The organism is Mycolicibacterium neworleansense, assembly GCF_001245615.1.
In the GTDB taxonomy this organism is placed as follows: Bacteria; Actinomycetota; Actinomycetes; order Mycobacteriales; family Mycobacteriaceae; genus Mycobacterium; species Mycobacterium neworleansense.
In genome coordinates this window covers 2,238,417-2,258,804 of record NZ_CWKH01000001.1, presented here as the reverse complement: position 1 = coordinate 2,258,804, position 20,388 = coordinate 2,238,417, and the positions used below count along the sequence as shown (strand labels likewise).

Sequence of the window (20,388 nt, the reverse complement as noted above, 5' to 3'; positions counted from 1 at the left end):
ACGCATGTCAAGTTTTGAACTGGCGCGTCGCGGGTGCAAAGGTCTAATGCCATGACCGCCGAATCGATACCGGGGAGCAGCGACGGCTCCACCGGGCGTCCGCAGGCCCGTCGCAGCCGGGGCGACCGGCAACGCGAGGCCATCGTGGCGGCCGTGCGGGACCTGCTCGAGGAGCACTCGTTCGCCGATTTGTCGGTGAGCACCATCAGCGAACGCGCCGGAGTGGCCCGGTCGGGCTTCTACTTCTACTTCGATTCGAAGTACGCCGTGCTGGCGGTGATCGTGTCCGACGCGATGGAAGAACTCGCCGCGTTGACGCACAACTACGCGCCCCGGGATGCAGGTGAAACCCCGGCCGCCTTCGCCAAGCGGATGGTCGGCAGCGCAGCCACCGTTTTCGCCACCAACGACCCGATCATGTCGGCCTGCACCGTCGCGCAGAACACCGACGCCCAGATCCGCGAACTGATGAACGACTACGAGGACGCGGTGATCGGCCAGATCGTCGGCCTCGTCGAACAGGACTCGGGTGCCCGCCCGATCTCCGACGACCTCCCCGCGCTGGTACGCACCCTGGTGGCGACCACCGCGATGACGCTGTCTCACGACTCGGCCTTCGTTGGGCGTGGCACCGACCCGGCACGTGCGCTCGACGTGGTCGAGCGACTGTGGCTCAACGCACTGTGGGGTGGCCAAGAGGGCTAGCGCCACAGGTAAGGTCACCGCTATGGGGAGTGATACCGCGGGTAACGGTCGGTCGGACTTTCAGGGAAAAAAGTGTTTGATCACCGGTGCCGCGAGCGGAATCGGCCGAGCCACCGCGCTGGCCCTGGCGGCTCGCGGCGCTGAGCTCTATCTGACCGACCGCGACGAAGTGGGGCTGGCCCAGACCGTTGCCGACGCGAGGGCGCTGGGCGCCCAGGTGCCCGCTCATCGGGCCCTGGACATCTCCGACTACGACCAGGTGGCGGCCTTCGGCGCCGACATCCATGCGGCGCATGCGGCCATGGACGTGGTGATGAACATCGCCGGGGTGTCGGCATGGGGAACCGTCGACCAACTCACCCATCAGCACTGGCGCTCGATGATCGACGTCAACCTGATGGGCCCGATCCACGTGATCGAGACGTTCCTGCCGCCGATGGTGCAGGCGCGTCGCGGTGGCCATCTGGTGAACGTCTCCTCGGCCGCCGGCATCGTCGCATTGCCCTGGCACAGTGCCTACAGCGCCAGCAAGTACGGGTTGCGCGGGCTGAGCGAAGTGCTGCGTTTCGACCTGGCCCGGCACCGCATCGGGGTCTCGGTCGTCGTGCCCGGTGCGGTGAAAACCGGTCTGGTGCAGACCGTTCAGATCGCCGGGGTGGACCGGGAAGATCCGAACGTGCAGAAGTGGGTGGACCGCTTCGCCGGCCACGCCATCTCACCGGAGAAGGCCGCCGCCAAGATCCTGGCCGGGATGGCGCGCAACCGCTTCCTGATCTACACCTCGTCGGACATCCGTGCCCTGTACGCGTTCAAGCGCGTGGCGTGGTGGCCCTACAGTGTGGCGATGCGCCAGGTCAACGTGCTGTTCAGCCGGGCACTGCGACCGAAAGCCGCGCAGCGCTAGCGCTTTCCCCAATGCCAGGACGGCGTGTTGAGCATGCCGAAGCCGGTGACCTTCGTTTCTCCCAACTCTTTGTAGAGCTCGACCTCGATCGCGGCGCCCCGCTCCTCGTCGGCCGCCGGTGCGGTGTCCAGGAAGTCCAGCAGGGCGTGCGAGTGTGTCACCACCACCACCTGGGACTGTTTCGTCGCGGCTTTGATGAGCGACGCCAGCGGCCGGACCAGATCGGGGTGCAACGAGGTCTCCGGCTCGTTGAGCACCATCAGCGACGGCGGCCGCGGGCTGGCCAGCGCCGTGGCCCACAACAGGAAACGCAATGTGCCGTCGGACAATTCGGCCGCCCGCAGCGGGCGCAGCATGCCACGCTGGCGTAATTGCAGGTCGAACAGCCCGTCGTTGACGGCAACCGCGATCGTGGCGCCGTCAAACGCCTCGGCCACCGCGCGGGCGAGATCGTCGAAGCCGGCCTCGATGATCGTCTGCACTGCCGCGGCCAGATCGGCGCCGTCGTCGGAGAGCACCGGGGTGCGGGTCCCGACATGCGGTTGGCGGGCCGGGGCGCCGGCGTCGACCCGGAAGCCGTCGTAGAACCGCCAATCGCGCAACCGGTCGGACACCGCCGAGAGCTCCGGAAGTGCATGCGGGTGCGCGTATTCGGCCAGCACGCTGCGATAGCTGGGCAAGGACCGGGTCAGCTCATCGAAACCCCGGCCGGATTGCGCGGCGACCTCGGCGTAATCGCGGGTGCGGCTCACCAGGGTCGAGGCCGGGCGCAGCACCGGCCCGGCGAACACCACCTCACGTTTGATCTCGGGATCCTGTGCGAACGCCGTCGGACCGGTGCCGGCCATCTGCGGCAGACCGAGATCCACCAGGTACCCGAAATCGTCTGCGGCGAAGCCCAATTCGAGAGATACCGGGCGGGTCCGGACGGTGCCCTGGGTCTGTTCGTTCGGCTGCTCGGGTCCGGCCCACAGCACCGACTGCAGGCCACCCTCGCGGGCCAGTGACCCGATCACCTGGCCTCGTCCGCAGTCGGCCAGCAGCCGCAGCGCGCGGTAGATCGACGACTTGCCGGTGCCGTTGGCGCCGGTGACCACCGTGAGTTCGGCCAGCGGCAGGATCACCTCACGTAACGAGCGGTAGCCGCGGATCGCGATGGTCTGCAACATGGGGTCGAGGTTATTGGTCGGTCCCGACAACCGGGGTGCTGTGAAGCTCGTCCATGGACAGTTCGAGCCGAACACCCAGCAGGCGGATCGGCCGGTCCAGGTCGAACTGATCGAACACCGCCAGTGCGGTCTCGGTGATGACGTCGGTGTCGGTGCTCGGCACGTCCAGCTTGCGGATCTTGGTGCGGGTGTAGAACGTCGAGGTGCGGACCGTGACCGCTACCCGGGTGACGATGCGTCCTTGCTCGACCACCTCGTCGAGAGTGCGCCGGGTCAGCTCACGGATCGCGTCGTCCATCTCACCGCGCTCGGTGAGGTCGGTGGCGAACGTGATGACGTGACTGCGTGAGCGTGGAACCCAGGGTTCGGAGCTGACCTCGGTATCGCCGCCGCCCTTGGCCAGCAACAGGATCCACAGCCCGGTGCTCGGACCGAAGGCCGAGGTGAGCACCGTGGCGTCGGTGGCGGCCAGATCGGCGACCGTGGTGATGCCCAGCGTGGCAAGCTTTTTGGTGGTCTTGGGCCCAACTCCCCACAACGCATCGGGAGGACGATCACCCATCACCGACATCCAGTTCGCTTCGGTGAGCAGGTAGACACCGGCCGGTTTGGCCAGCCCGGTCGCGACTTTGGCGCGCTGCTTGTTGTCACTGATGCCCACTGAGCAGGACAGTCCGGTTTCTGCGGCGATCACGGTGCGGATGCGCTCGGCCAGCTCGACCGGATCGTTCACCTCCGCGCCCAGATAGGCCTCGTCCCAACCCCATACCTCCAACGGGTGGCCGAGATCGCGCAGCAGGCCCATCACCTGTTCGGACGCCGCGTCGTAGGCCTGCGGGTCCGACGGCAGGAAGGTGGCATCGGGGCATTTGCGTGCCGCGGTGCGCAGCGGCATGCCGGCGTGCACACCGAACTCGCGCGCCTGATACGACGCACAGGTGACCACCTTGCGCGGTTCGGTGGGGTCACCACTGCCGCCGACGATGACGGGCAGCCCCTCCAGTTCCGGGTGGCGGCGCAGCTCCACCGAGGCCAGGAACTGGTCCAGGTCGACATGCAGCACCCAGGTGGTCATGGCTACCTAGTGGCCGCACAACTTGCGGGCGGTGTCCTGCCATGCCGCGGCCAGTGCATCGAGGCTGCGGCCGGCGGCGAGCTGGTGCGCGATGTAGTCCGGGTCCAGCAGGGCGACCAGGGCATCGGCCTGCGCGTCGAGATCGCCGGTGGTGCCCGCGGTTTCCAGGAGCATCCGGACGTGGGTGCGGTGCAGCGTGAACGGGCCGGAGTAGCGCAGCCCGGGTTCGCGGATGGCATCGGACAGCAGTGCCTGATGGCAGTGCACAAACCGAAGACGCTCCGCGCCGTAGGCCAGCAGGCGTTCCAACGGAGGTGCGCCGGGGCCCAGCGGGGGCGGGCCGAACATGAAGGCGTCCTGTTGGGCGGTCTCGTCCTCGTCGAGAAGGACCATCATCAGGCCGGCCCGGCTGCCGAATCTTCGGAACAGCGTTCCCTTCCCGACGCCGGCCGCAACCGCGATATCGTCGGTGCTGACCGCGTCGGGGCCGCGTTCGGCGATCAGCCGGCGCGCGGCGGCGAGGATCAGGGCGCGGTTCCGGGCGGCATCGCCGCGTTCCTGTGGCACCTGATCGATACCCATGAGCCGGGTCGGGCGGTCGGAGGCTGCCACAACTGCACTTTAACTCAGCCGGAATTAATCGGACCACAGTCCGGTTGATCGTTGCGAAGATCGGACGAGCCGAACTAAGGAGTAGAGAGCATGGCCGATATCAAGGTGCTGGTGTTGATCGGAAGCCTGCGTGCGGCGTCGATCAATCGCCAGCTCGCCGAGCTGGCGGTAGAGCAGGCGCCCGACGGGGTGGAACTGCGGATCTTCGATCGGCTGGGGGAGTTGCCCTTCTATAACGAGGACATCGACGGGGACGACGTAGCCGAGCCCGTGGTCGCGCTGCGGGCGGCGGCCGCCGAGGCTGACGCGGCGCTCGTCGTCACCCCCGAATACAACGGCAGCATCCCGGGCGTATTGAAGAACGCGATCGACTGGCTGTCGCGGCCGTGGGGCAACGGCGCGCTCAAGGACAAGCCGCTGGCGGTGGTCGGTGCCGCGCTGGGGCAGTACGGCGGGGGCTGGGCGCACGACGAGACGCGTAAGTCCTTCGGCATCGCCGGGCCGCGCGTGGTCGAGGATCTCAAGCTCTCGGTGCCGTCCAAGACGCTCGACGACAAGCATCCGCGGGAGAACGCTGAGGTGGCCGAGGCGCTGCGTGACATTGTGGGCAAGCTCACAGTCGAGGTCGGCTGAGAGCCCACCTACGCGTTTTGCCGTCCGGGAAGCTTTCCGGCAAAATTCCTGCCGCCGGTTGGGTCGTACGACCCGGCCGGCGGCTTTGCTATTGGGGGTCTTGCGCTTTGCGGCGCCCGGACTTGTCGGTGCCTGGTGCTACATCTGATGGTGCGGCGCGACACGGTCTGTCAAGTCGAGGGCGACACGCCGTGAACGTGGTTGCTGGCAAGCTTACGACCAGGGAATTTCAGAAATGTTATTCAGAACATGTTGTATGGCTTCGAACTGTCGGCCACTAGGTGTAGTGTCTGTGAGACCGACAGGCCACCACAGTTCGGGAGCCGGCCGGAGCGCAGCGAATCCGGCTGAGTCGGTTTCAGGACCAGCCGGAGAGCGGCTTCGACCGGCAGGAATTTTGGCGGCCCGAAGGTCGCTGAACTTAAGCGAAACGTAAGACCCGATCAGTTGCCAGTCACCTGTCTAGTTTGTTCACTTTCCGCAAGAGGAGCCGTACCGAAGATGACCGTCACCGTGTACACCAAGCCCGCATGCGTGCAGTGCAACGCCACCTACAAGGCGTTGGAAAAGCAGGGCATCGAGTTCGAGAAGGTCGACATCACCCTCGACAGCGAGGCCCGTGACTACGTCATGGCGCTCGGTTACCTGCAGGCCCCGGTCGTCGTCGCCGGCAACGAGCACTGGTCGGGCTTCCGGCCGGATCGGATCAAGACACTCAGCACGGTCGCGGCCAGCGCGTAACGGAAGGCATCACTACGGGGGAGGACGGAGAACACGATGAGCCATCTCGTCTACTTCTCCAGCGTCTCGGAGAACACCCACCGCTTCGTCCAGAAGCTGCAGTGGCCCGAAGACCGAGTCACCCGGATCCCGCTGCACGGCCGCATCGAGGTGAACGAGCCTTATGTTCTGGTCCTTCCCACCTACGGCGGCGGTCGTGCCACCCCCGACATCAACAACGGTGGCTATGTGCCCAAGCAGGTCATCGCGTTTCTGAACAATGAGCACAATCGGTCGTTGATCCGCGGCGTCATCGCCGCGGGCAACAACAACTTCGGTGCGGAGTTCGCCTACGCAGGCGATGTCGTTTCGCGCAAATGCGGTGTGCCGTACCTGTACCGCTTCGAACTGATGGGTACCCCGGACGATGTCGACGCCGTCCGCGAGGGTTTGAAAGACTTTTGGAAGGATCAGACGTGCCACCAACCGTCACAGCTGCAGAGCCTGTAACCACCGGCGCGCACGCGCTGCCCGGCGAGACGGATTACCACGCGCTCAACGCGATGCTGAATCTGTACGACGCCGACGGCAAGATTCAGTTCGACAAGGATGTGCGGGCCGCGCGGGAGTACTTCCTGCAGCACGTCAACCAGAACACGGTGTTCTTCCACAGTCAGGACGAGAAGCTCGATTACCTGATCGAGAAGGAGTACTACGAGCGCGAGGTGCTCGATCAGTACAGCCGTAACTTCGTCAAGAGCCTGCTGGATCGGGCCTACGCCAAGAAGTTCCGGTTCCCGACGTTCCTGGGCGCGTTCAAGTACTACACCTCGTACACGCTCAAGACCTTCGACGGGAAGCGTTACCTCGAGCGCTTCGAGGATCGGGTCGTGATGGTGGCGCTGACCCTGGCCGCCGGTGACACCGTGCTGGCCGAGAAGCTGGTCGACGAGATCATCGACGGCCGGTTCCAGCCGGCCACCCCGACGTTCCTCAACTCGGGCAAGAAGCAGCGCGGTGAGCCGGTGTCCTGCTTCCTGCTGCGTATCGAGGACAACATGGAGTCCATCGGGCGCTCCATCAACTCGGCCCTGCAGCTGTCCAAGCGCGGCGGCGGAGTTGCCTTGCTGCTGACCAACATTCGTGAGCACGGTGCCCCGATCAAGAACATCGAGAACCAGAGCTCGGGCGTCATCCCGATCATGAAGCTGTTGGAGGACTCGTTCTCCTACGCCAACCAGCTCGGTGCGCGCCAGGGTGCCGGTGCGGTGTACCTGCACGCGCACCACCCCGATATCTACCGGTTCCTCGATACCAAGCGCGAGAATGCCGACGAGAAGATCCGGATCAAGACGCTCTCGTTGGGCGTGGTGATCCCGGACATCACCTTCGAACTGGCGAAGAAGAACGAGGACATGTACCTGTTCTCGCCGTACGACGTGGAGAAGGTCTATGGCGTTCCGTTCGCCGACATCTCGGTGACCGAGAAGTACCACGAGATGGTCAACGACGGCCGGATCCGCAAGACCAAGATCAAGGCCCGTGAGTTCTTCCAGACGCTGGCCGAGCTGCAGTTCGAGTCGGGCTACCCGTACATCATGTACGAGGACACGGTGAACCGGGCCAACCCGATCGCCGGCAAGATCACCCACTCCAATCTGTGCTCGGAGATCCTGCAGGTCTCCACCGCCTCGGAGTTCAACGATGACCTGTCCTATTCCAAGGTGGGCAAGGACATCTCGTGCAACCTGGGGTCGATGAACATCGCCAAGACGATGGACTCACCGGACTTCGCACAGTCCATCGAGGTGGCCATCCGGGCACTGACCGCGGTGAGCGATCAGACGCACATCTGGTCCGTGCCGTCGATCGAGCAGGGCAACAACAGCTCGCACGCGATCGGCCTGGGCCAGATGAACCTGCACGGATATCTGGCCCGCGAACGGATCCACTACGGCTCCGAAGAAGGCATCGACTTCACCAACATCTACTTCTACACCGTGCTGTTCCACGCCCTGCGGGCATCGAATCTCATTGCGATCGAACGTGGTACGAGCTTCGGCGGGTTCGAGGACTCGAAGTACGCCTCGGGAGAGTTCTTCGACAAGTACACCGAGCAGGTGTGGGAGCCGGCCACTGACAAGGTTCGGCAGATCTTCGCCGACGCCGAGATCCACATCCCGACGCAGGACGACTGGAAGCAGTTGAAGGAGTCGGTGCAGAAGCACGGCATCTACAACCAGAACCTGCAGGCCGTCCCGCCGACCGGGTCGATCTCCTACATCAACCACTCGACGTCCTCGATCCACCCGGTGGCGAGCAAGATCGAGATCCGCAAGGAAGGCAAGATCGGCCGGGTTTACTACCCGGCGCCGTATCTGACCAACGACAACCTGGAGTACTACCAGGACGCGTACGAGATCGGGTACGAGAAGATCATCGACACCTACGCCGCGGCCACGCAGCACGTGGATCAGGGTCTGAGCCTGACCTTGTTCTTCAAGGACACCGCCAACACGCGCGACGTCAACAAGGCGCAGATCTACGCCTGGCGCAAGGGAATCAAGACGCTGTACTACATCCGGCTTCGCCAGATGGCTTTGGAAGGCACTGAGGTGGAGGGTTGCGTCAGCTGCATGCTGTGACGCACTTCTAGACAGGTCGCAGGCCAGGGGAATCTCCCCTGGCCTGCTTCTATAGCCGCAGTGGTGTCGAGTGCCCTACTTCACCGGCACGTAGACCTTGGTCCGCAGCCGGTCCTCGGGTACCTCGCTCGGGTCGTCGATGTACACGTTGTAGTGGTGCGTCGTGATGTCGTGGGCGGTGCGCGTCAGGTTCAACCCGTGTTCGGTCATGTAGGCACTGATGAGCTCGTGCGCCCGCGAGATCGCCTCGGCGTACGGCCCGGTGACGCTGGCCACCACGGCCCGTCGAGCGGGGACGACGAGCACGCTCAGCGGATCCCGGGCCGTGGTGCCGGCGGGAACCTCGAAGAACACCGATTCGTCGACATCGGATTCGCGGAACTCGTCGTCGTGTTCGATGCATCCGCCGAACGTGCCCGGGGTGATGCCCTGCTGCTGCAGGGCCGGCATGAACCGTTCCCACAGCTGCCCCTCGGCGGCGTAGTCCGGAACAGTGTCGCGCAGATAGACGATGGTCTGCGCTGGGATCGCTTCTTCAGTGACGGTGTCGGTCATGGTGAGCTCCTTCTCGGAAAGTAGGTGGTCGATGAGCCGGAGCCGCGCGTTCGCCTCCTCGGCCGCCGCGACCAGTTCGATGCGCTGGGCCGCGAGGGCTGCGTCGAACGCCGCGGTGCCGCGGATGGCGAGCAGGGCTCCGATGGCGGACACGCCGAACCCGATGTCGCGGAGCCGCCGGATGGTGGCTGCGTCGGCCAGCTGCGCCGCGGCGTACCGGCGGTAGCCGCTGATCGCGTCCACCCGCGCGGGCACCAGGACAGCGTGGGCGTCGTAGTGGCGCAGCATGCGAACGGAGATACGGCTCAGCGAGGAGAACCTGCCGATCGACATCAAGGACGGGGTGTCGGTCACGGCTACGACTGTGCCCTCTCACATGGTGTGAGAGTCAAGCCCGCGATTGGTGCGCACATTCCTGAACATGGCCGTCCCGCCGACGTCACGGTGGCTCGTCGGATGTGAAACAGGATGCGGTTGACAACAATCCGCGAGGACATTGCGGGACCGACACGGAAACGAGAGATCATATTCCGATGTCGACCATCGTTGAGGCCATCCTCGTCACCGCTCTGGTCCTCGGGATCGTCGCTGTCATATTCGGCCTCATCTACGCGTGGGACAAGTGGGGGAGGGGCACTCGACTGGAGCAGCGCATCGATCGCTTCTTCGATCGCGTCAGCGACATGTTCGACCGCTAGGGGACACGAAACTCGCTCGCCCGGTGTCGGGCTTGCCCGCTACCGTCCGCGCGTGGACTTCTTCACCGCCGACCTGCACCTCGCGCACCCGAAGCTGGCCGGCTTGCGCGGGTTCGAGACCGTGGCAGCTCATGACGCGGTGGTGATGGCGCCGCTCTACGAGCTCGACCCGAACCATGACACGTTGTGGGTGCTCGGCGACATCTGTGCCGGTGGCGTGGCCTCCATGGAATCGGCTCTGGCGCAGCTGAGCAAGCTAAGGGTGCCGATGCACCTGGTGACCGGCAATCACGATCCTGTGCATCCGATGTACCGGAGCGCGCAGAAGCGCTTCGCCGACTACACCGCCGTGTTCGCCAGCGTTCAGCAGGTGGCGCGGACGAAGGTCGGCGGTGAGGGCGCGATGCTCAGCCACTTCCCATACGCCGACGTCCCGGACAGGTTGTCGCGCAAGAACTTCGATCAGTACCAGTTGCCGAATCTCGGGATGTGGTTGATCCACGGACACACACACTCGGATGAGCGACGGTCAGGGAAGCGGTCGATCTGCGTGTCGCTTGAAGCGTGGGATCTGCGGCCGGCGTCGGCCGAGGACATCACCGCGGAGATGCACCGTTGAGATCGAGCGGGCGCAGGGCATACAAAGCGGACCTACTCCGTGGACGTAATCCGTTGCCGCAAGCCGGTGAGTCGGGCGTACTCGTCGAATTCTGCGGTCGCAGAGTTGCCGGTCACGGGGTCGGTGAGTTCCGCGCGGGTCCAATCATCGGTCCAGTCGACGGCCCAGCCTGACATCACTGCCAGACCATGCATGGCGGATCGGTGATCCTCGATCGTGCCGGCCCCCAATGCCATCGGCACCCTCGCCGGGAACCGGTGGTCGATCCGAGGCCGGGCGAACTCGAGGTCGCCGAGTAGGAGCACGGCCAGGGAACCGCCGCCAACGGACACAACGTAGGTGATGCCGCCGCCGGTCACCGCCGCCACTACCGCACCGATTTCGAGCGCCGCGTACTCCGCCGCGGTATCGGGGTCGTCGCCGACAGGGAAGGGCACCTCGTCGTTCAGGAGGCTGGGCAGACCGTCAGCACGGCCGCGCTCCAGAATCATCTGTGCGCCTGCGCGACCGCCGGACGGCAGCGCACGACCCCAGAGGATCGACTGCGGACCGGGCGCGACGCTGGCCATCAACTCGACCGTGGTGGCCAGTGTCTGCCCAGATTCGTGGCCAGTGAAGACAAAGGAATCCTCGGCCAAGTCCGCCGCGTAGTCGAACTCGCCGCCCAGCCGTTCCTCCACTCCCTCCTGAAGAAGGAGCTGACTCAAGGCTGCATACAGCGCCCCACTGTCGTGCAATACCCGCAAGTCCTCGAATGCGATGGCCACATCCAGACAGTAGCGGTGCACCCCGGCCGTTCCGGATCAGTGCGGCACTCGCTCTCGCACCGGCCCGTTGCCGTTCTTGATTTTTTTGGTGGTTCGACCCGATCCGCAGTCGAAATACGATGGCCTCACGAACGGGTAGCTGCGTGCCGGGAAACGGTCCGCCGACGAACAGAGGAGCCCCAGAACGTGAGCTACGACTTCACGGTGCTGATCCCCGAACTGATCGGCACTCACGAACAAGCGTTGGCACTACACAACGCGATGTGTGAACAACCGGAAGGCCCAGTGCCCGGCAACGTGCAGCGATTCATGGACGAACTGCATCAGAAGTACGGCTATGAGAACGATGAGGAGTCAGGGTTCCTCAGCGTCGCGCCGATCGACGGGGATGCGCGGGGTGCGGTGGTGCCGACATGGATCGGTTCGATACCCGAGAACCGTGCCGCGATGTTAGAGCTGGCCCGCGACCACGGTTTGGGACTCTACGATCCGCAGCGCGATCGGCTGTACGATCCGCGCGGCCATATCCAGGGACTCACCGTGACATTGGGCGACGGATGGGACGTGCCTTACCTCAGCCCCGCTCTGCTGAGTGATCTCTTCGATCATCCCCACCCTGAATATCCGTGGGTGATCATCGAGCGCGCCGACCAGTGCTACATCCAGTCGAAATTTCCACTGGATGAACAGGTTGAGGTCGAGTATCGGCGCGGTGGTCCGGACCGTCACTATCAGGCGGTCACGCCGGATCGCCAACTGGCCCAAAAGGTTCTGTGGGGGTGGGCCACTGAGAGCGCCGACTGGGAATCAATGCTGCAGTGGGAGCCGATGGACTTCACCTAGACCGCGCAGGCCGGTACTGCGGGCATTCCGGATCAGCTTTCGCGACCCTGCTCCGCACGCAGCGCCTTAAGTCGCCGCTGCTCGGCCAGCACGTTCTGGTAGCTCTCCCGCTCTGCGATCAGCCACTCCGGCTTCTCCTCGAGCAGCCGGTCGATCTGCTCTGTGGTGAGTGCGTCCCCCACACCACCGCGCGCGAGGCCGGCGATCGAGATGCCCAGCTTGGCTGCCACGAGGTTCTTCGGGTGTGGCCCGTTCTTGCGGAGGTCCTTGAGCCACTGCGGCGGGTCCTCCTGCAGGGCGGCGAGCTCAGCGCGGGTGATCGCATTCTCCTGGAACTCCGCAGGCGTCGCCGGCAAATACACGTCCAGCTTCTTCGCCGCCGTGGCGGGTTTCATGGACTGCGCGTTCGGCCTGCTCATGGAGTCAGCGTATCGGTAACCTGAGGCGATGACGCCGCAGTCCCTCACCCTCGGGTACGTCCCCGGTGGGACGCCGGCGAAGTGGGCGCGGATCTGGGCGCAGCGCCACCCGGGTGTGCCGCTGCGGTTGCACGCCGTGGGCGCCGCCGATGCGGCCGACGCGGTGCGGGACGGCAGTGTCGACGTTGCATTGCTGCGGCCGCCGACCGACACGTCCGGGCTGGCCGTCATCCCCCTCTACGAGGAGACCACGGTGGCGGTGGTGCCGACCGATCACCTTTTCAGCGCCATCGACGAGATCACTTCCGCCGACCTGGTCGGCGAGCCGACGCTGATCCCACTCGACAACGTCGTCGTCTGGGCAGACGCTCCTGGCGCCCCGGTCGATCACCGGCCCGAGACCACCCAGGACGCAATAGAACTCGTCGCCGCCGGGATGGGCACTCTCGTCGTTCCGCAGTCGCTGGCCCGGCTGTACCACCGCAAGGACCTCACTTACCGCCCGATCACCGACGCACCCACCTGCCCTGTGGTGCTGGCGTTCCCGCAAGGACCGCAGTCGGAACTGGTCGAGGAATTCATCGGGATCGTGCGTGGCCGCAAATCCACGTCGTCGCGGGGGCAGGCCGAGCCGGCACCGAAACGCACCGCACGAGAGAAGACCCTCGCCAAGCAGGCTGCCCGCGCAGCCGCGGGCAAGGTCGCGCGCAAGCCCGGACCGGCCAAGCGCGGTCGGCGCTGACGCACCGACGTGCCGGGAATTGCGAGTCGGCCCGCACGGTTCGTGCAGATATGACAACCAACGGCGATGTCGCGTCCTTCGGTCCCAATGCACCTGGATACGTGTGGAAGTCGACGGCGGACGTCGAACCGATCGAAGTGTTTCCCGGAATCACCGTCCAGCCGCTCTGGAAGGGTGCCAACGGAGCCAAGGCGGCGGTCACAACCATCGCGCCGGGTGCGGTCTGGCGCGGCGAGGACCTACACGACCCAGGTCCCGAAGAGGTGTACGTGGTCTCCGGTGTCTTCAACGACGGAGTCAACGACTATGCCGCGGGCACATTCCTGCACGCCCCGGCCGGGTCGTGGCACGTACCGCAATCCGCTCAGGGGTGCGTGCTGTTCCTGTTCTATCCAGAAGGCTGAGAATCAGGCGGGCAGTGCCTTGAGAATTTCGGCCGCAGCCTTCTTCCACGCCGACACGTCGGGCGGCCCCGGGATGTTGCCGATCACCAACACCACATTCGTCAGGTATTTGTCGGTGGCTACCCGCATTGCTGGGAAAGCGCCTGGGCGCGTGAGCGGTTCGATGAGCATGCGTCGGCCGACGCCCGGAACCTCCGTGGCTCCTGGCTGGCCGATATCCGCGAGCAGTTCCTCGGTGATGACTCCGGTGGAGGGTGACTGGACCTTGATCGTCGCGGTGAACGACAGAACGCCTCCTGCGGTGGCGTAGTAATTGCAGCTATGCCCGACGGTGCCGTCGGAGTGCTTGATGTTGGTATCCAGACCGTTGTCGATGGCGACGCCGGCAAGGGCTGACATCTGCTGACCGCTGAGCAGGCAGTCCGAGGGCAGGACGTGATCACGCCACGTCGCCGTGTCCGCCGGTGCTTCGTGGACGCCGGCGACCGGCTGCCCCGTCACGACGTGCGAACAAGCGGTGCTTCCCACGAGTGCCGCGAGGACCGCCACAGCTCCGCTGTACCGACCTGGCAAATGCACAGCGTTACGCTAGCTGATGCGTCGGTGAGTTCGGGTAAACGTGCGGCGACAAAAATCGGTGGCAACCGTCGCGATGAGCCTCCACGCTTGACGCATGGAGGCCCACCTGCATCAGTCGCTGGTCGACTTCGAACCCGCTGTGCGGTCCGTGTACCGCCTGGATCCAGTGCTGTTCACCTTGGAACTGACTACGGTGCACACGACGCCCTGGCCCGCCGAGCGAATCCTGTTGTCGGTCGGCAATGGAAAGGGTGTCGAGGGCGCGGCGGTGCAGACTCGCGACTCGGTGCTGTTGGTGAATGGCCTGCCGCCCAGGACAGCAATGGCGGCGGCCGAGGCCATTGCCGCATTCCCGGCGGGCCTGTCGGGGGTGCGCGGAACACCGGCGACGGCAACGGCTTTCATGCAGGCATGGCGCGCGGTCACCGGTGTGCAGGCGAGTGAGTCATCACGCGACGTGCTCTACCGGCTGGGGCGCCTGACCGGCCCCTACGATGTCGCCGGTGAATGGCGACTTGCCGGAACCGGGGATGTGGAGACCGTCGTGCGATGGCTGAACGAGTTCTTCATCGAAGCGTTCGGCGAGCCATCGAACGTCGACGCGAGTCGGGCAATGCTCACCTCGATCGTCGACTCCGGTGACCACATCGTGCTGTGGACGATTGACGGCGAACCGGCCAGCATGGCGCGGGTGCGCGCCGCGGTCGTTGGCGTCTCTCGGATCGGCCCGGTCTATACCCCGCCTGGGCGCCGCGGCCGCGGATATGCGGCCGCGGTCACCGCCGCCGCCGCGCGATTCGCGCGCGACGAGGGCGCGAGCGAGGTGGTGTTGTTCGCCGATACCGCCAATCCGGTGTCCAACCGGGTGTACCGGCGTATCGGTTTCGAGGCCATCGCCGACGACGTGCGGTACACGTTGGCCCAACCCTGAGGTCGCCGGACGATCCCAAACCCCCCGGAAAATGTGAAGCCTCTGCGAAAACATCGCAGAGGCTTCACATCTGGGGCTTCGATGACTACGTGTGCTGCGGACTCTGCGCCTTCTTGTACAGAGACTTGAGCAACATGTCACGGAACGTGTGGTTGTCCAGTGCCTTCAAGCCCGCACCCGCGACGCCGGGGATGCCGGCAAGCTTGTGGAAGAAGCGGCCGCGGCGGTACTCGCGGCCCCACGTCGCCTGCATCCGCTGCTCGTAGTTGGTGAAGTCGTCGGGCCCGCCGTTGGTGAGCGCGGCGATGGCGCATTCGCCTGCGGTCAAACCGGATTCGAGCGCCTTCGAGATGCCCGCACCAGAGACCGGCTTACCCGCACCCAGCGAGTCACCGACGAACAGCACGCCTGGACGCCATGGCGGCCAGGCCGTGAAGCCCATCGGCAATCGCCAGGCCCGTACGCTCTTGTTCTTCTTCAGCTCCTCGATCGGCGGCAGCTCCCATTCGCGCGGGAGGGTCCGCAGGAAGTCGCCGAGGAACTGCGTGGCATTGATGGACTGCCAGTTCTTGTAGCTGTTGACGTAGCCCAAGCCGATGTTGAACCGGCCGCCACCCATCGGGAAGATCCAGCCGTAGCCGGGCAGCTGATCGCCCTGGAACAGCAGCTTGAGGTAGATCTCGAAGGAATCGCTGTCAGGCCGGTTGGCGTGCATCTCGGATCGGATCGCGATGGCCGAGTAGCCGTTGTACTCGGAGTCGATCTTCAGCGCGCGCTTGATGGGCGAGTAGGCCCCGTCGGCGGCGATGACGGCGTCGCCGAACACCTTCTCACCGCTCTTGAGCACCACCCCGACCACGCGGCCATTGGCGTCGAACTCAGGCCCGGCGACCTCGGCGCCCTGGCGCACCTCGGCGCCGGCGGACTCAGCATGTTTGAGCAGCAGCGTGTCCAGCTCGGTACGACTCACGGTGTGGCCGTGGTCGGGCATCCCGGGACGACGCGGGAAAGACAGCTCCCACTCGCTGGGGCTGTACACGATCACCTTGTTGATCCGGTGGAACTTGGCCACTTCGTCGGCCAAGCCCATCTTCTGCAGGTAGCTCACCGCGCGGGCGGTCAGCCCGTCACCACATGGCTTGTCGCGGGGGAACTCCGCCTTGTCCAGGACCAACACCTTGGCGCCGGTCTGGGCGGCCTGCCACGCCGCGGCCGAGCCCGAAGGGCCGCCACCTGCTATGACCAGGTCGTATCGCTGCGTCATGAGCCTCGTCTCATTGGTTGACTGTGGCTGCGATAGTACCCAAGCAAGCTTTCGGCGGCTTGACGGGCGAACGCCCGGGTCAAACGGCAAAACCGCGTGTTGTGAGGCGGTCTGGGCAGGTCAGCACCATCAGGGCGGGTACAGTGATCGCGTGCGGCGAACGTCGAGATCACATTCCAGCGATGGCTCGGGTGTCAAGGTAGACGCCCGTAGCGAGCGCTGGCGTGAGCACCGTAAGAAGGTGCGTTCGGAAATCGTCGACGCATCGTTCCGGGCGATCGACCGGCTCGGGCCTGAGGTCAGCCTTCGGGAGATCGCCGAAGAGGCCGGTACCGCCAAGCCGAAGATCTACCGTCACTTCGCCGACAAGTCCGACCTGTTCCAGGCCATCGGCGAGCGCCTACGAGACATGTTGTGGTCGGCGATCTTCCCGGCGATCAACCTCGGCGCCGACCCGGCTCGGGAAGTCATCCGGCGCAGCGTTGAGCAGTACGTGCTGCTGGTCGACGAGCACCCCAACGTGTTGCGGTTCCTGATCCAGGGCCGGTTCGCCGAACAGAGTGAATCGACCATGCGGGCACTCAACGAGGGCCGCGGCATCACCCTGGCGATGGCCGACATGTTCTCCAACGAGCTTCGCGAGATGGAGCTCGACGGGGCCGCGATCGAATTGGCGGCATTCGCCACGTTCGGGGCTTGCGCGTCGGCCACCGACTGGTGGCTGGGTACCGACGAGGACAGCCCGCGCCGGATGCCGGCCGCGGAGTTCGTCAACCACCTGACCACCATCATGGTCGGATCCATCAACGGCACCTGTGAACTGCTCGGCATCTGGATCGACCCGGACCTGCCGCTGCACGAGGGTGTCCAGCGCCGCCAGCACGCCAGCTGACCAACTCGTTGACAGTAGGGTCCCAGGTCCGGAGACTGGGAAGTATCCGGTACCGCCGTTCCCAGAAAGGGACCTGAGCTATGACGGCTGCCCAACCCTCGCCGCAGGGTCAGCAACCAATCCAGACTCGCGCCTTGATCATCGGTAGCGGGTTCTCGGGGATGGGGATGGCGATCGAGTTGCAACGCCGCGGCGTCGATTTCCTCATCCTGGAGAAGGCCGACGAGTTCGGCGGCACCTGGCGCGACAACACCTACCCGGGGTGCGCCTGCGACATCCCGTCGCACATGTACTCGTTCTCCTTCGAGCCGAAGGCGGACTGGAGCCACATGTGGTCGTTCCAGCCCGAGATCCAGGACTACCTGCTGGGCGTGGCCTCCAAGTACGGGTTGCGCCGCAATACCCGCTTCAACACCCACGTGGACCGCGCGCACTGGGACGACCAGGAGCTGCGCTGGCACGTGTTCAGTGACACCGGCCAGGAGTTCATCGCCCAGTTCCTGGTCTCGGGTGCCGGGGGCCTGCACATCCCGCAGATCCCCGACATCGAGGGGCGTGACGAATTCACCGGTGCCGCTTTCCATTCCGCGCAATGGGATCACAGCGTCGACATCACCGGCAAGCGCGTCGCGGTGATCGGAACCGGTGCCAGCGCCATCCAGATCGTGCCCGAGATCGTCAAGGACGTCGCCGAGCTCCACCTCTACCAGCGCACCCCGCCGTGGGTCATGCCGCGGGTGAACAACAAGTTCCCGCAATGGATCCGGCGCATGTTCAGCTACGTTCCCGGCACCCGCGCGGCGATGCGTGCCGCCATCTACTGGATCCACGAAGGCGTCGGCTTCGCCATGACTCAGCAGCCGTGGCTGCTCAAGATCGGCGAGGCGATGGGGCGCTACAACATCAACCGCAGCATCAAAGACCCCGAGCTGCGCCGCAAACTCACCCCGCGCTACCGCGCCGGCTGCAAGCGAATCCTCAACTCCGACACCTACTACCGCGGGATCGCCAACCCGAAGACCCAGGTGATCACCGAGTCCATTGCCCGCATGACCCCCACCGGCATCGTCACCGCCGATGGCGTCGAGCATCCGGTCGATGTCGTGGTGTTCGCCACCGGCTTCCACGTCACCGACTCCTACACCTACGTCGACATCAAGGGCGCAGGCGGTGAGGACCTGGTGGATCGCTGGAACCGTGAGGGTATGTCCGCCCACCGCGGCATCGCGGTCGCGGGGATGCCCAACCTGTTCTTCCTGCTGGGCCCCAACACGGCGCTGGGGCACAACTCGGTGGTGTTCATGATCGAGCAGCAGATCCGCTACGTGGGTCAGGCCATCGCCGCCGTCGACAAGGCCGGCGCTCAGGCCCTGTCGCCCAGCCCCCGCGCGCAGGCGGAGTTCAACAGCGAGTTGCAGCACGATCTCGAGCGCACGGTGTTCAACACCGGAGGTTGCCGGAGCTGGTACATGGACGCCACGGGCGTGAACCGGACGCTGTGGAGCGGCATGACCTGGCAGTACTGGATGGCAACGCGCAAGCTCGACCCGGAGGAGTTCGATTTCATCCATGAGGCGAGCGACACGAAAACACAAGGTGTTGCGGTCCCCGCGGGTAACTAACCCCAGGGGTAGTGTCGTGGGTACTGTCCGGCAAACACAACGACCTGGTGAAATGGGGTTCCGGTGAGCGAAGGCATGAAGCTGATCGACCGCGTGTCAGCGATCAACTGGAACCGCCTCCAGGATGAGAAGGACGCCGAGGTCTGGGATCGGCTCACCGGCAATTTCTGGTTGCCGGAGAAGGTGCCGGTGTCCAACGACATCCCGTCGTGGGGCACGTTGACCGCGCACGAGAAGCAGCTCACCATGCGGGTGTTCACCGGCCTGACGCTGCTGGACACCATCCAGGGCACCGTCGGTGCGGTGAGCCTGATCCCCGATGCGCTCACCCCGCACGAGGAAGCCGTCTACACCAACATCGCCTTCATGGAGTCGGTGCACGCCCGCAGCTACTCCAACATCTTCTCGACGCTGTGCTCCACCGCGGAGATCGACGACGCGTTCCGCTGGTCGGAGGAGAACCCGAACCTGCAGCGCAAGGCCGAGATCGTCATGCAGTACTACAAAGGCGACGAGCCGCTCAAGCGCAAGGTGGCCTCCACGCTGCTGGAGAGCTTCCTGTTCTACTCGGGCTTCTACCTGCCGATGTACTGGAGCAGCCGGGCCAAGCTGACCAACACCGCCGACATGATCCGGCTGATCATCCGCGACGAGGCCGTACACGGCTACTACATCGGCTACAAGTACCAGCGCGGGCTGGCCCTGGTCGATGAGGAAAAGCGCCAGGAGCTCAAGGATTACACCTACGAGTTGCTCTTCGAGCTGTACGACAACGAGGTCGAGTACACCCAGGATCTCTACGACGAGGTCGGGCTGACCGAGGACGTCAAGAAGTTCCTGCGCTACAACGCCAACAAGGCGCTGATGAACCTCGGCTACGAGGCGCTGTTCCCCAAGGACGAGACCGACGTGAACCCGGCGATCCTGTCGGCGCTCTCGCCGAACGCCGACGAGAACCACGACTTCTTCTCGGGTTCGGGTTCGTCGTATGTGATCGGCAAGGCCGTCGTCACCGAAGACGAGGACTGGGACTTCTAACTAGTTGGCGTACGGGTTGCGGCCCTCGCCGGTGTTGAGCAGCAGTGGGTTGTTCACATCGAGGACGTGGCTGCCGCCCGGGCTGAGAACGAACCCCGCCCCGTCAAACGCGTTGTTGCACATCGTCACCGTGCCGTCGGTTCCGCACGTCACATTGCGGAAGCTGATGCGGGTCCCGGGCGGCAGCCGGTTCGGCAGCTTGTCGAACACGAACAGCGGCCGGTTGTCGCTGAGGAACGTGGGCAACCCCTGCTGTCCGCCCGTGACGGCGTTGGCCCCGTCTGGTGCTGCGGGCAGCGGGCCGCTGCAACCGTAATTGCCCGACCCGCGGCTGATGGCGCATGCGATATCGCCCGGCACCGCAAATGCGTAGTACTCGCCATTCTGCATTGCGAAGTCCGACGGCTTCACCGGGGTGAGCGCGTTGAGATTGAGTGGCGGCGGGGGCGGAGGCGGCGGTGGGTCCGCTGCGGCCACACCCGGGCCGCCGACGCTGACCGCCGCGGCCATCAGAGCCACCAGAATCCTCATACGCATCACGCCACCTTAAGA

At 65.1% G+C, this 20,388-nt stretch carries 24 protein-coding genes; 15 read left to right on the top strand and 9 right to left on the bottom strand.

From position 1 onward, the window contains the following. The first annotated feature begins 51 nt into the window (after positions 1–51). On the top strand, positions 52–705 hold the full coding sequence (locus BN2156_RS10685) for a TetR/AcrR family transcriptional regulator (protein ID WP_090513268.1): 654 nt from the start codon (positions 52–54) through the stop codon (positions 703–705). Between the two features lie 22 nt (positions 706–727). Beyond that, positions 728–1,609 (top strand): SDR family oxidoreductase, encoded by an 882-nt coding sequence (locus tag BN2156_RS10680; protein WP_090513265.1) that lies wholly within the window; start codon positions 728–730, stop codon positions 1,607–1,609. Here BN2156_RS10680 and BN2156_RS10675 read toward each other — a convergent pair. Genes BN2156_RS10675 through BN2156_RS10665 form a run of 3 tightly spaced genes read right to left on the bottom strand, consistent with a single transcriptional unit; the run spans position 1,606 to position 4,465 of the window. Continuing rightward, a complete protein-coding gene (locus tag BN2156_RS10675) occupies positions 1,606–2,778 on the bottom strand; it encodes an AAA family ATPase (protein WP_090513262.1) in 1,173 nt (390 codons plus the stop codon). The genes BN2156_RS10680 and BN2156_RS10675 overlap by 4 nt on opposite strands. Positions 2,779–2,788: 10 nt before the next feature. Beyond that, positions 2,789–3,853 carry a DNA polymerase IV gene (locus BN2156_RS10670; protein ID WP_090513260.1) on the bottom strand — a complete coding sequence of 355 codons (1,065 nt, stop codon included), beginning with the start codon at positions 3,851–3,853 and terminating at the stop codon, positions 2,789–2,791. Between the two features lie 6 nt (positions 3,854–3,859). Beyond that, positions 3,860–4,465 (bottom strand): TetR/AcrR family transcriptional regulator, encoded by a 606-nt coding sequence (locus BN2156_RS10665; RefSeq protein WP_235625267.1) that lies wholly within the window; start codon positions 4,463–4,465, stop codon positions 3,860–3,862. A 90-nt stretch (positions 4,466–4,555) separates the two neighbouring features. On the opposite strand from BN2156_RS10665, the gene BN2156_RS10660 reads away from it, so the two are divergent. From BN2156_RS10660 to nrdE, 4 genes are all read left to right on the top strand, one after another. After that, positions 4,556–5,098, top strand: a complete 543-nt coding sequence (locus tag BN2156_RS10660; protein ID WP_090513255.1) for an NAD(P)H-dependent oxidoreductase — start codon at positions 4,556–4,558, stop codon at positions 5,096–5,098. 501 nt (positions 5,099–5,599) lie between these two features. Continuing rightward, complete coding sequence (locus tag BN2156_RS10655; protein ID WP_090513252.1) at positions 5,600–5,839, top strand: redoxin NrdH; 240 nt, start codon at positions 5,600–5,602, stop codon at positions 5,837–5,839. Positions 5,840–5,875: 36 nt separating this feature from the next. Next, positions 5,876–6,328: a class Ib ribonucleoside-diphosphate reductase assembly flavoprotein NrdI gene (nrdI, locus tag BN2156_RS10650; RefSeq protein WP_090513250.1), complete on the top strand. Its 453-nt coding sequence runs from the start codon at positions 5,876–5,878 to the stop codon at positions 6,326–6,328. After that, positions 6,295–8,463, top strand: a complete 2,169-nt coding sequence (gene nrdE, locus BN2156_RS10645) for a class 1b ribonucleoside-diphosphate reductase subunit alpha (RefSeq protein ID WP_083209154.1) — start codon at positions 6,295–6,297, stop codon at positions 8,461–8,463. Before nrdI ends, nrdE begins: the two co-directional genes overlap by 34 nt. A 75-nt stretch (positions 8,464–8,538) precedes the next feature. On the opposite strand, the gene BN2156_RS10640 is transcribed toward nrdE, so the two are convergent. Beyond that, the gene (locus BN2156_RS10640) at positions 8,539–9,372 is read right to left on the bottom strand and encodes a MerR family transcriptional regulator (RefSeq protein ID WP_090513247.1); all 834 of its coding nucleotides are present in this window, start codon (positions 9,370–9,372) and stop codon (positions 8,539–8,541) included. A gap of 179 nt (positions 9,373–9,551) precedes the next feature. Between BN2156_RS10640 and BN2156_RS30875 the strand changes: the two genes are divergently transcribed. Together BN2156_RS30875 and BN2156_RS10635 are read left to right on the top strand one after the other, a co-directional pair. Further along, on the top strand, positions 9,552–9,716 hold the full coding sequence (locus tag BN2156_RS30875; RefSeq protein ID WP_162839215.1) for a hypothetical protein: 165 nt from the start codon (positions 9,552–9,554) through the stop codon (positions 9,714–9,716). 52 nt (positions 9,717–9,768) lie between these two features. Further along, positions 9,769–10,335: a metallophosphoesterase family protein gene (locus BN2156_RS10635; RefSeq protein WP_090513246.1), complete on the top strand. Its 567-nt coding sequence runs from the start codon at positions 9,769–9,771 to the stop codon at positions 10,333–10,335. Positions 10,336–10,367: 32 nt separating this feature from the next. Here BN2156_RS10635 and BN2156_RS10630 read toward each other — a convergent pair whose 3' ends face one another. After that, positions 10,368–11,102, bottom strand: a complete 735-nt coding sequence (locus BN2156_RS10630; protein WP_131725153.1) for a DUF6882 domain-containing protein — start codon at positions 11,100–11,102, stop codon at positions 10,368–10,370. A 186-nt stretch (positions 11,103–11,288) separates the two neighbouring features. Between BN2156_RS10630 and BN2156_RS10625 the strand changes: the two genes are divergently transcribed. Further along, a complete protein-coding gene (locus tag BN2156_RS10625) occupies positions 11,289–11,945 on the top strand; it encodes a hypothetical protein (RefSeq protein WP_090513241.1) in 657 nt (218 codons plus the stop codon). Between the two features lie 32 nt (positions 11,946–11,977). Here BN2156_RS10625 and BN2156_RS10620 read toward each other — a convergent pair whose 3' ends face one another. Then, complete coding sequence (locus tag BN2156_RS10620; protein WP_090513238.1) at positions 11,978–12,364, bottom strand: DUF5997 family protein; 387 nt, start codon at positions 12,362–12,364, stop codon at positions 11,978–11,980. Positions 12,365–12,392: 28 nt separating this feature from the next. On the opposite strand from BN2156_RS10620, the gene BN2156_RS10615 reads away from it, so the two are divergent. Both BN2156_RS10615 and BN2156_RS10610 read left to right on the top strand, forming a co-directional pair. Then, a complete protein-coding gene (locus tag BN2156_RS10615) occupies positions 12,393–13,106 on the top strand; it encodes a LysR family transcriptional regulator substrate-binding protein (RefSeq protein ID WP_090513236.1) in 714 nt (237 codons plus the stop codon). A 50-nt stretch (positions 13,107–13,156) separates the two neighbouring features. Then, complete coding sequence (locus tag BN2156_RS10610) at positions 13,157–13,510, top strand: cupin domain-containing protein (RefSeq protein ID WP_090513233.1); 354 nt, start codon at positions 13,157–13,159, stop codon at positions 13,508–13,510. Positions 13,511–13,513: 3 nt separating this feature from the next. Here the strand turns inward: BN2156_RS10610 and BN2156_RS10605 are convergent, their stop codons facing one another. Continuing rightward, positions 13,514–14,011 carry a hypothetical protein gene (locus tag BN2156_RS10605; RefSeq protein ID WP_131725152.1) on the bottom strand — a complete coding sequence of 166 codons (498 nt, stop codon included), beginning with the start codon at positions 14,009–14,011 and terminating at the stop codon, positions 13,514–13,516. A gap of 172 nt (positions 14,012–14,183) precedes the next feature. Between BN2156_RS10605 and BN2156_RS10600 the strand changes: the two genes are divergently transcribed. Then, positions 14,184–15,020: a GNAT family N-acetyltransferase gene (locus tag BN2156_RS10600; RefSeq protein WP_090513229.1), complete on the top strand. Its 837-nt coding sequence runs from the start codon at positions 14,184–14,186 to the stop codon at positions 15,018–15,020. Positions 15,021–15,105: 85 nt separating this feature from the next. On the opposite strand, the gene BN2156_RS10595 is transcribed toward BN2156_RS10600, so the two are convergent. Beyond that, on the bottom strand, positions 15,106–16,284 hold the full coding sequence (locus tag BN2156_RS10595; protein ID WP_090513228.1) for an NAD(P)/FAD-dependent oxidoreductase: 1,179 nt from the start codon (positions 16,282–16,284) through the stop codon (positions 15,106–15,108). Positions 16,285–16,435: 151 nt separating this feature from the next. Here BN2156_RS10595 and BN2156_RS10590 point away from each other — a divergent pair, with 151 nt between their 5' ends. The 3 genes from BN2156_RS10590 (at position 16,436) to nrdF (ending at position 19,836) form a co-directional block, all read left to right on the top strand. Then, positions 16,436–17,176, top strand: a complete 741-nt coding sequence (locus BN2156_RS10590) for a TetR/AcrR family transcriptional regulator (protein WP_090513227.1) — start codon at positions 16,436–16,438, stop codon at positions 17,174–17,176. 80 nt (positions 17,177–17,256) lie between these two features. Continuing rightward, positions 17,257–18,798 carry a flavin-containing monooxygenase gene (locus BN2156_RS10585; RefSeq protein WP_090513224.1) on the top strand — a complete coding sequence of 514 codons (1,542 nt, stop codon included), beginning with the start codon at positions 17,257–17,259 and terminating at the stop codon, positions 18,796–18,798. 75 nt (positions 18,799–18,873) lie between these two features. Beyond that, positions 18,874–19,836, top strand: a complete 963-nt coding sequence (nrdF, locus tag BN2156_RS10580) for a class 1b ribonucleoside-diphosphate reductase subunit beta (RefSeq protein ID WP_066902874.1) — start codon at positions 18,874–18,876, stop codon at positions 19,834–19,836. On the opposite strand, the gene BN2156_RS10575 is transcribed toward nrdF, so the two are convergent. Continuing rightward, on the bottom strand, positions 19,837–20,373 hold the full coding sequence (locus BN2156_RS10575; protein ID WP_235625266.1) for a hypothetical protein: 537 nt from the start codon (positions 20,371–20,373) through the stop codon (positions 19,837–19,839). Between the last annotated feature and the right edge of the window lie 15 nt (positions 20,374–20,388).

Excerpts from the sequence above, each read along its gene's own strand:
- BN2156_RS10610 (WP_090513233.1), top strand. The coding sequence starts at position 13,157 with ATGACAACCAACGGCGATGTCGCGTCCTTCGGTCCCAATGCACCTGGA.
- BN2156_RS10670 (WP_090513260.1), bottom strand. The coding sequence starts at position 3,853 with ATGACCACCTGGGTGCTGCATGTCGACCTGGACCAGTTCCTGGCCTCG.
- BN2156_RS10575 (WP_235625266.1), bottom strand. The coding sequence starts at position 20,373 with ATGCGTATGAGGATTCTGGTGGCTCTGATGGCCGCGGCGGTCAGCGTC.
- BN2156_RS10585 (WP_090513224.1), top strand. The coding sequence starts at position 17,257 with ATGACGGCTGCCCAACCCTCGCCGCAGGGTCAGCAACCAATCCAGACT.
- nrdF (WP_066902874.1), top strand. The coding sequence starts at position 18,874 with ATGAAGCTGATCGACCGCGTGTCAGCGATCAACTGGAACCGCCTCCAG.
- nrdI (WP_090513250.1), top strand. The coding sequence starts at position 5,876 with ATGAGCCATCTCGTCTACTTCTCCAGCGTCTCGGAGAACACCCACCGC.
- BN2156_RS10680 (WP_090513265.1), top strand. The coding sequence starts at position 728 with ATGGGGAGTGATACCGCGGGTAACGGTCGGTCGGACTTTCAGGGAAAA.
- BN2156_RS10615 (WP_090513236.1), top strand. The coding sequence starts at position 12,393 with ATGACGCCGCAGTCCCTCACCCTCGGGTACGTCCCCGGTGGGACGCCG.
- BN2156_RS10655 (WP_090513252.1), top strand. The coding sequence starts at position 5,600 with ATGACCGTCACCGTGTACACCAAGCCCGCATGCGTGCAGTGCAACGCC.
- BN2156_RS10675 (WP_090513262.1), bottom strand. The coding sequence starts at position 2,778 with ATGTTGCAGACCATCGCGATCCGCGGCTACCGCTCGTTACGTGAGGTG.
- BN2156_RS10620 (WP_090513238.1), bottom strand. The coding sequence starts at position 12,364 with ATGAGCAGGCCGAACGCGCAGTCCATGAAACCCGCCACGGCGGCGAAG.
- BN2156_RS10600 (WP_090513229.1), top strand. The coding sequence starts at position 14,184 with ATGGAGGCCCACCTGCATCAGTCGCTGGTCGACTTCGAACCCGCTGTG.
- BN2156_RS10660 (WP_090513255.1), top strand. The coding sequence starts at position 4,556 with ATGGCCGATATCAAGGTGCTGGTGTTGATCGGAAGCCTGCGTGCGGCG.
- BN2156_RS10595 (WP_090513228.1), bottom strand. The coding sequence starts at position 16,284 with ATGACGCAGCGATACGACCTGGTCATAGCAGGTGGCGGCCCTTCGGGC.
- BN2156_RS30875 (WP_162839215.1), top strand. The coding sequence starts at position 9,552 with ATGTCGACCATCGTTGAGGCCATCCTCGTCACCGCTCTGGTCCTCGGG.
- BN2156_RS10685 (WP_090513268.1), top strand. The coding sequence starts at position 52 with ATGACCGCCGAATCGATACCGGGGAGCAGCGACGGCTCCACCGGGCGT.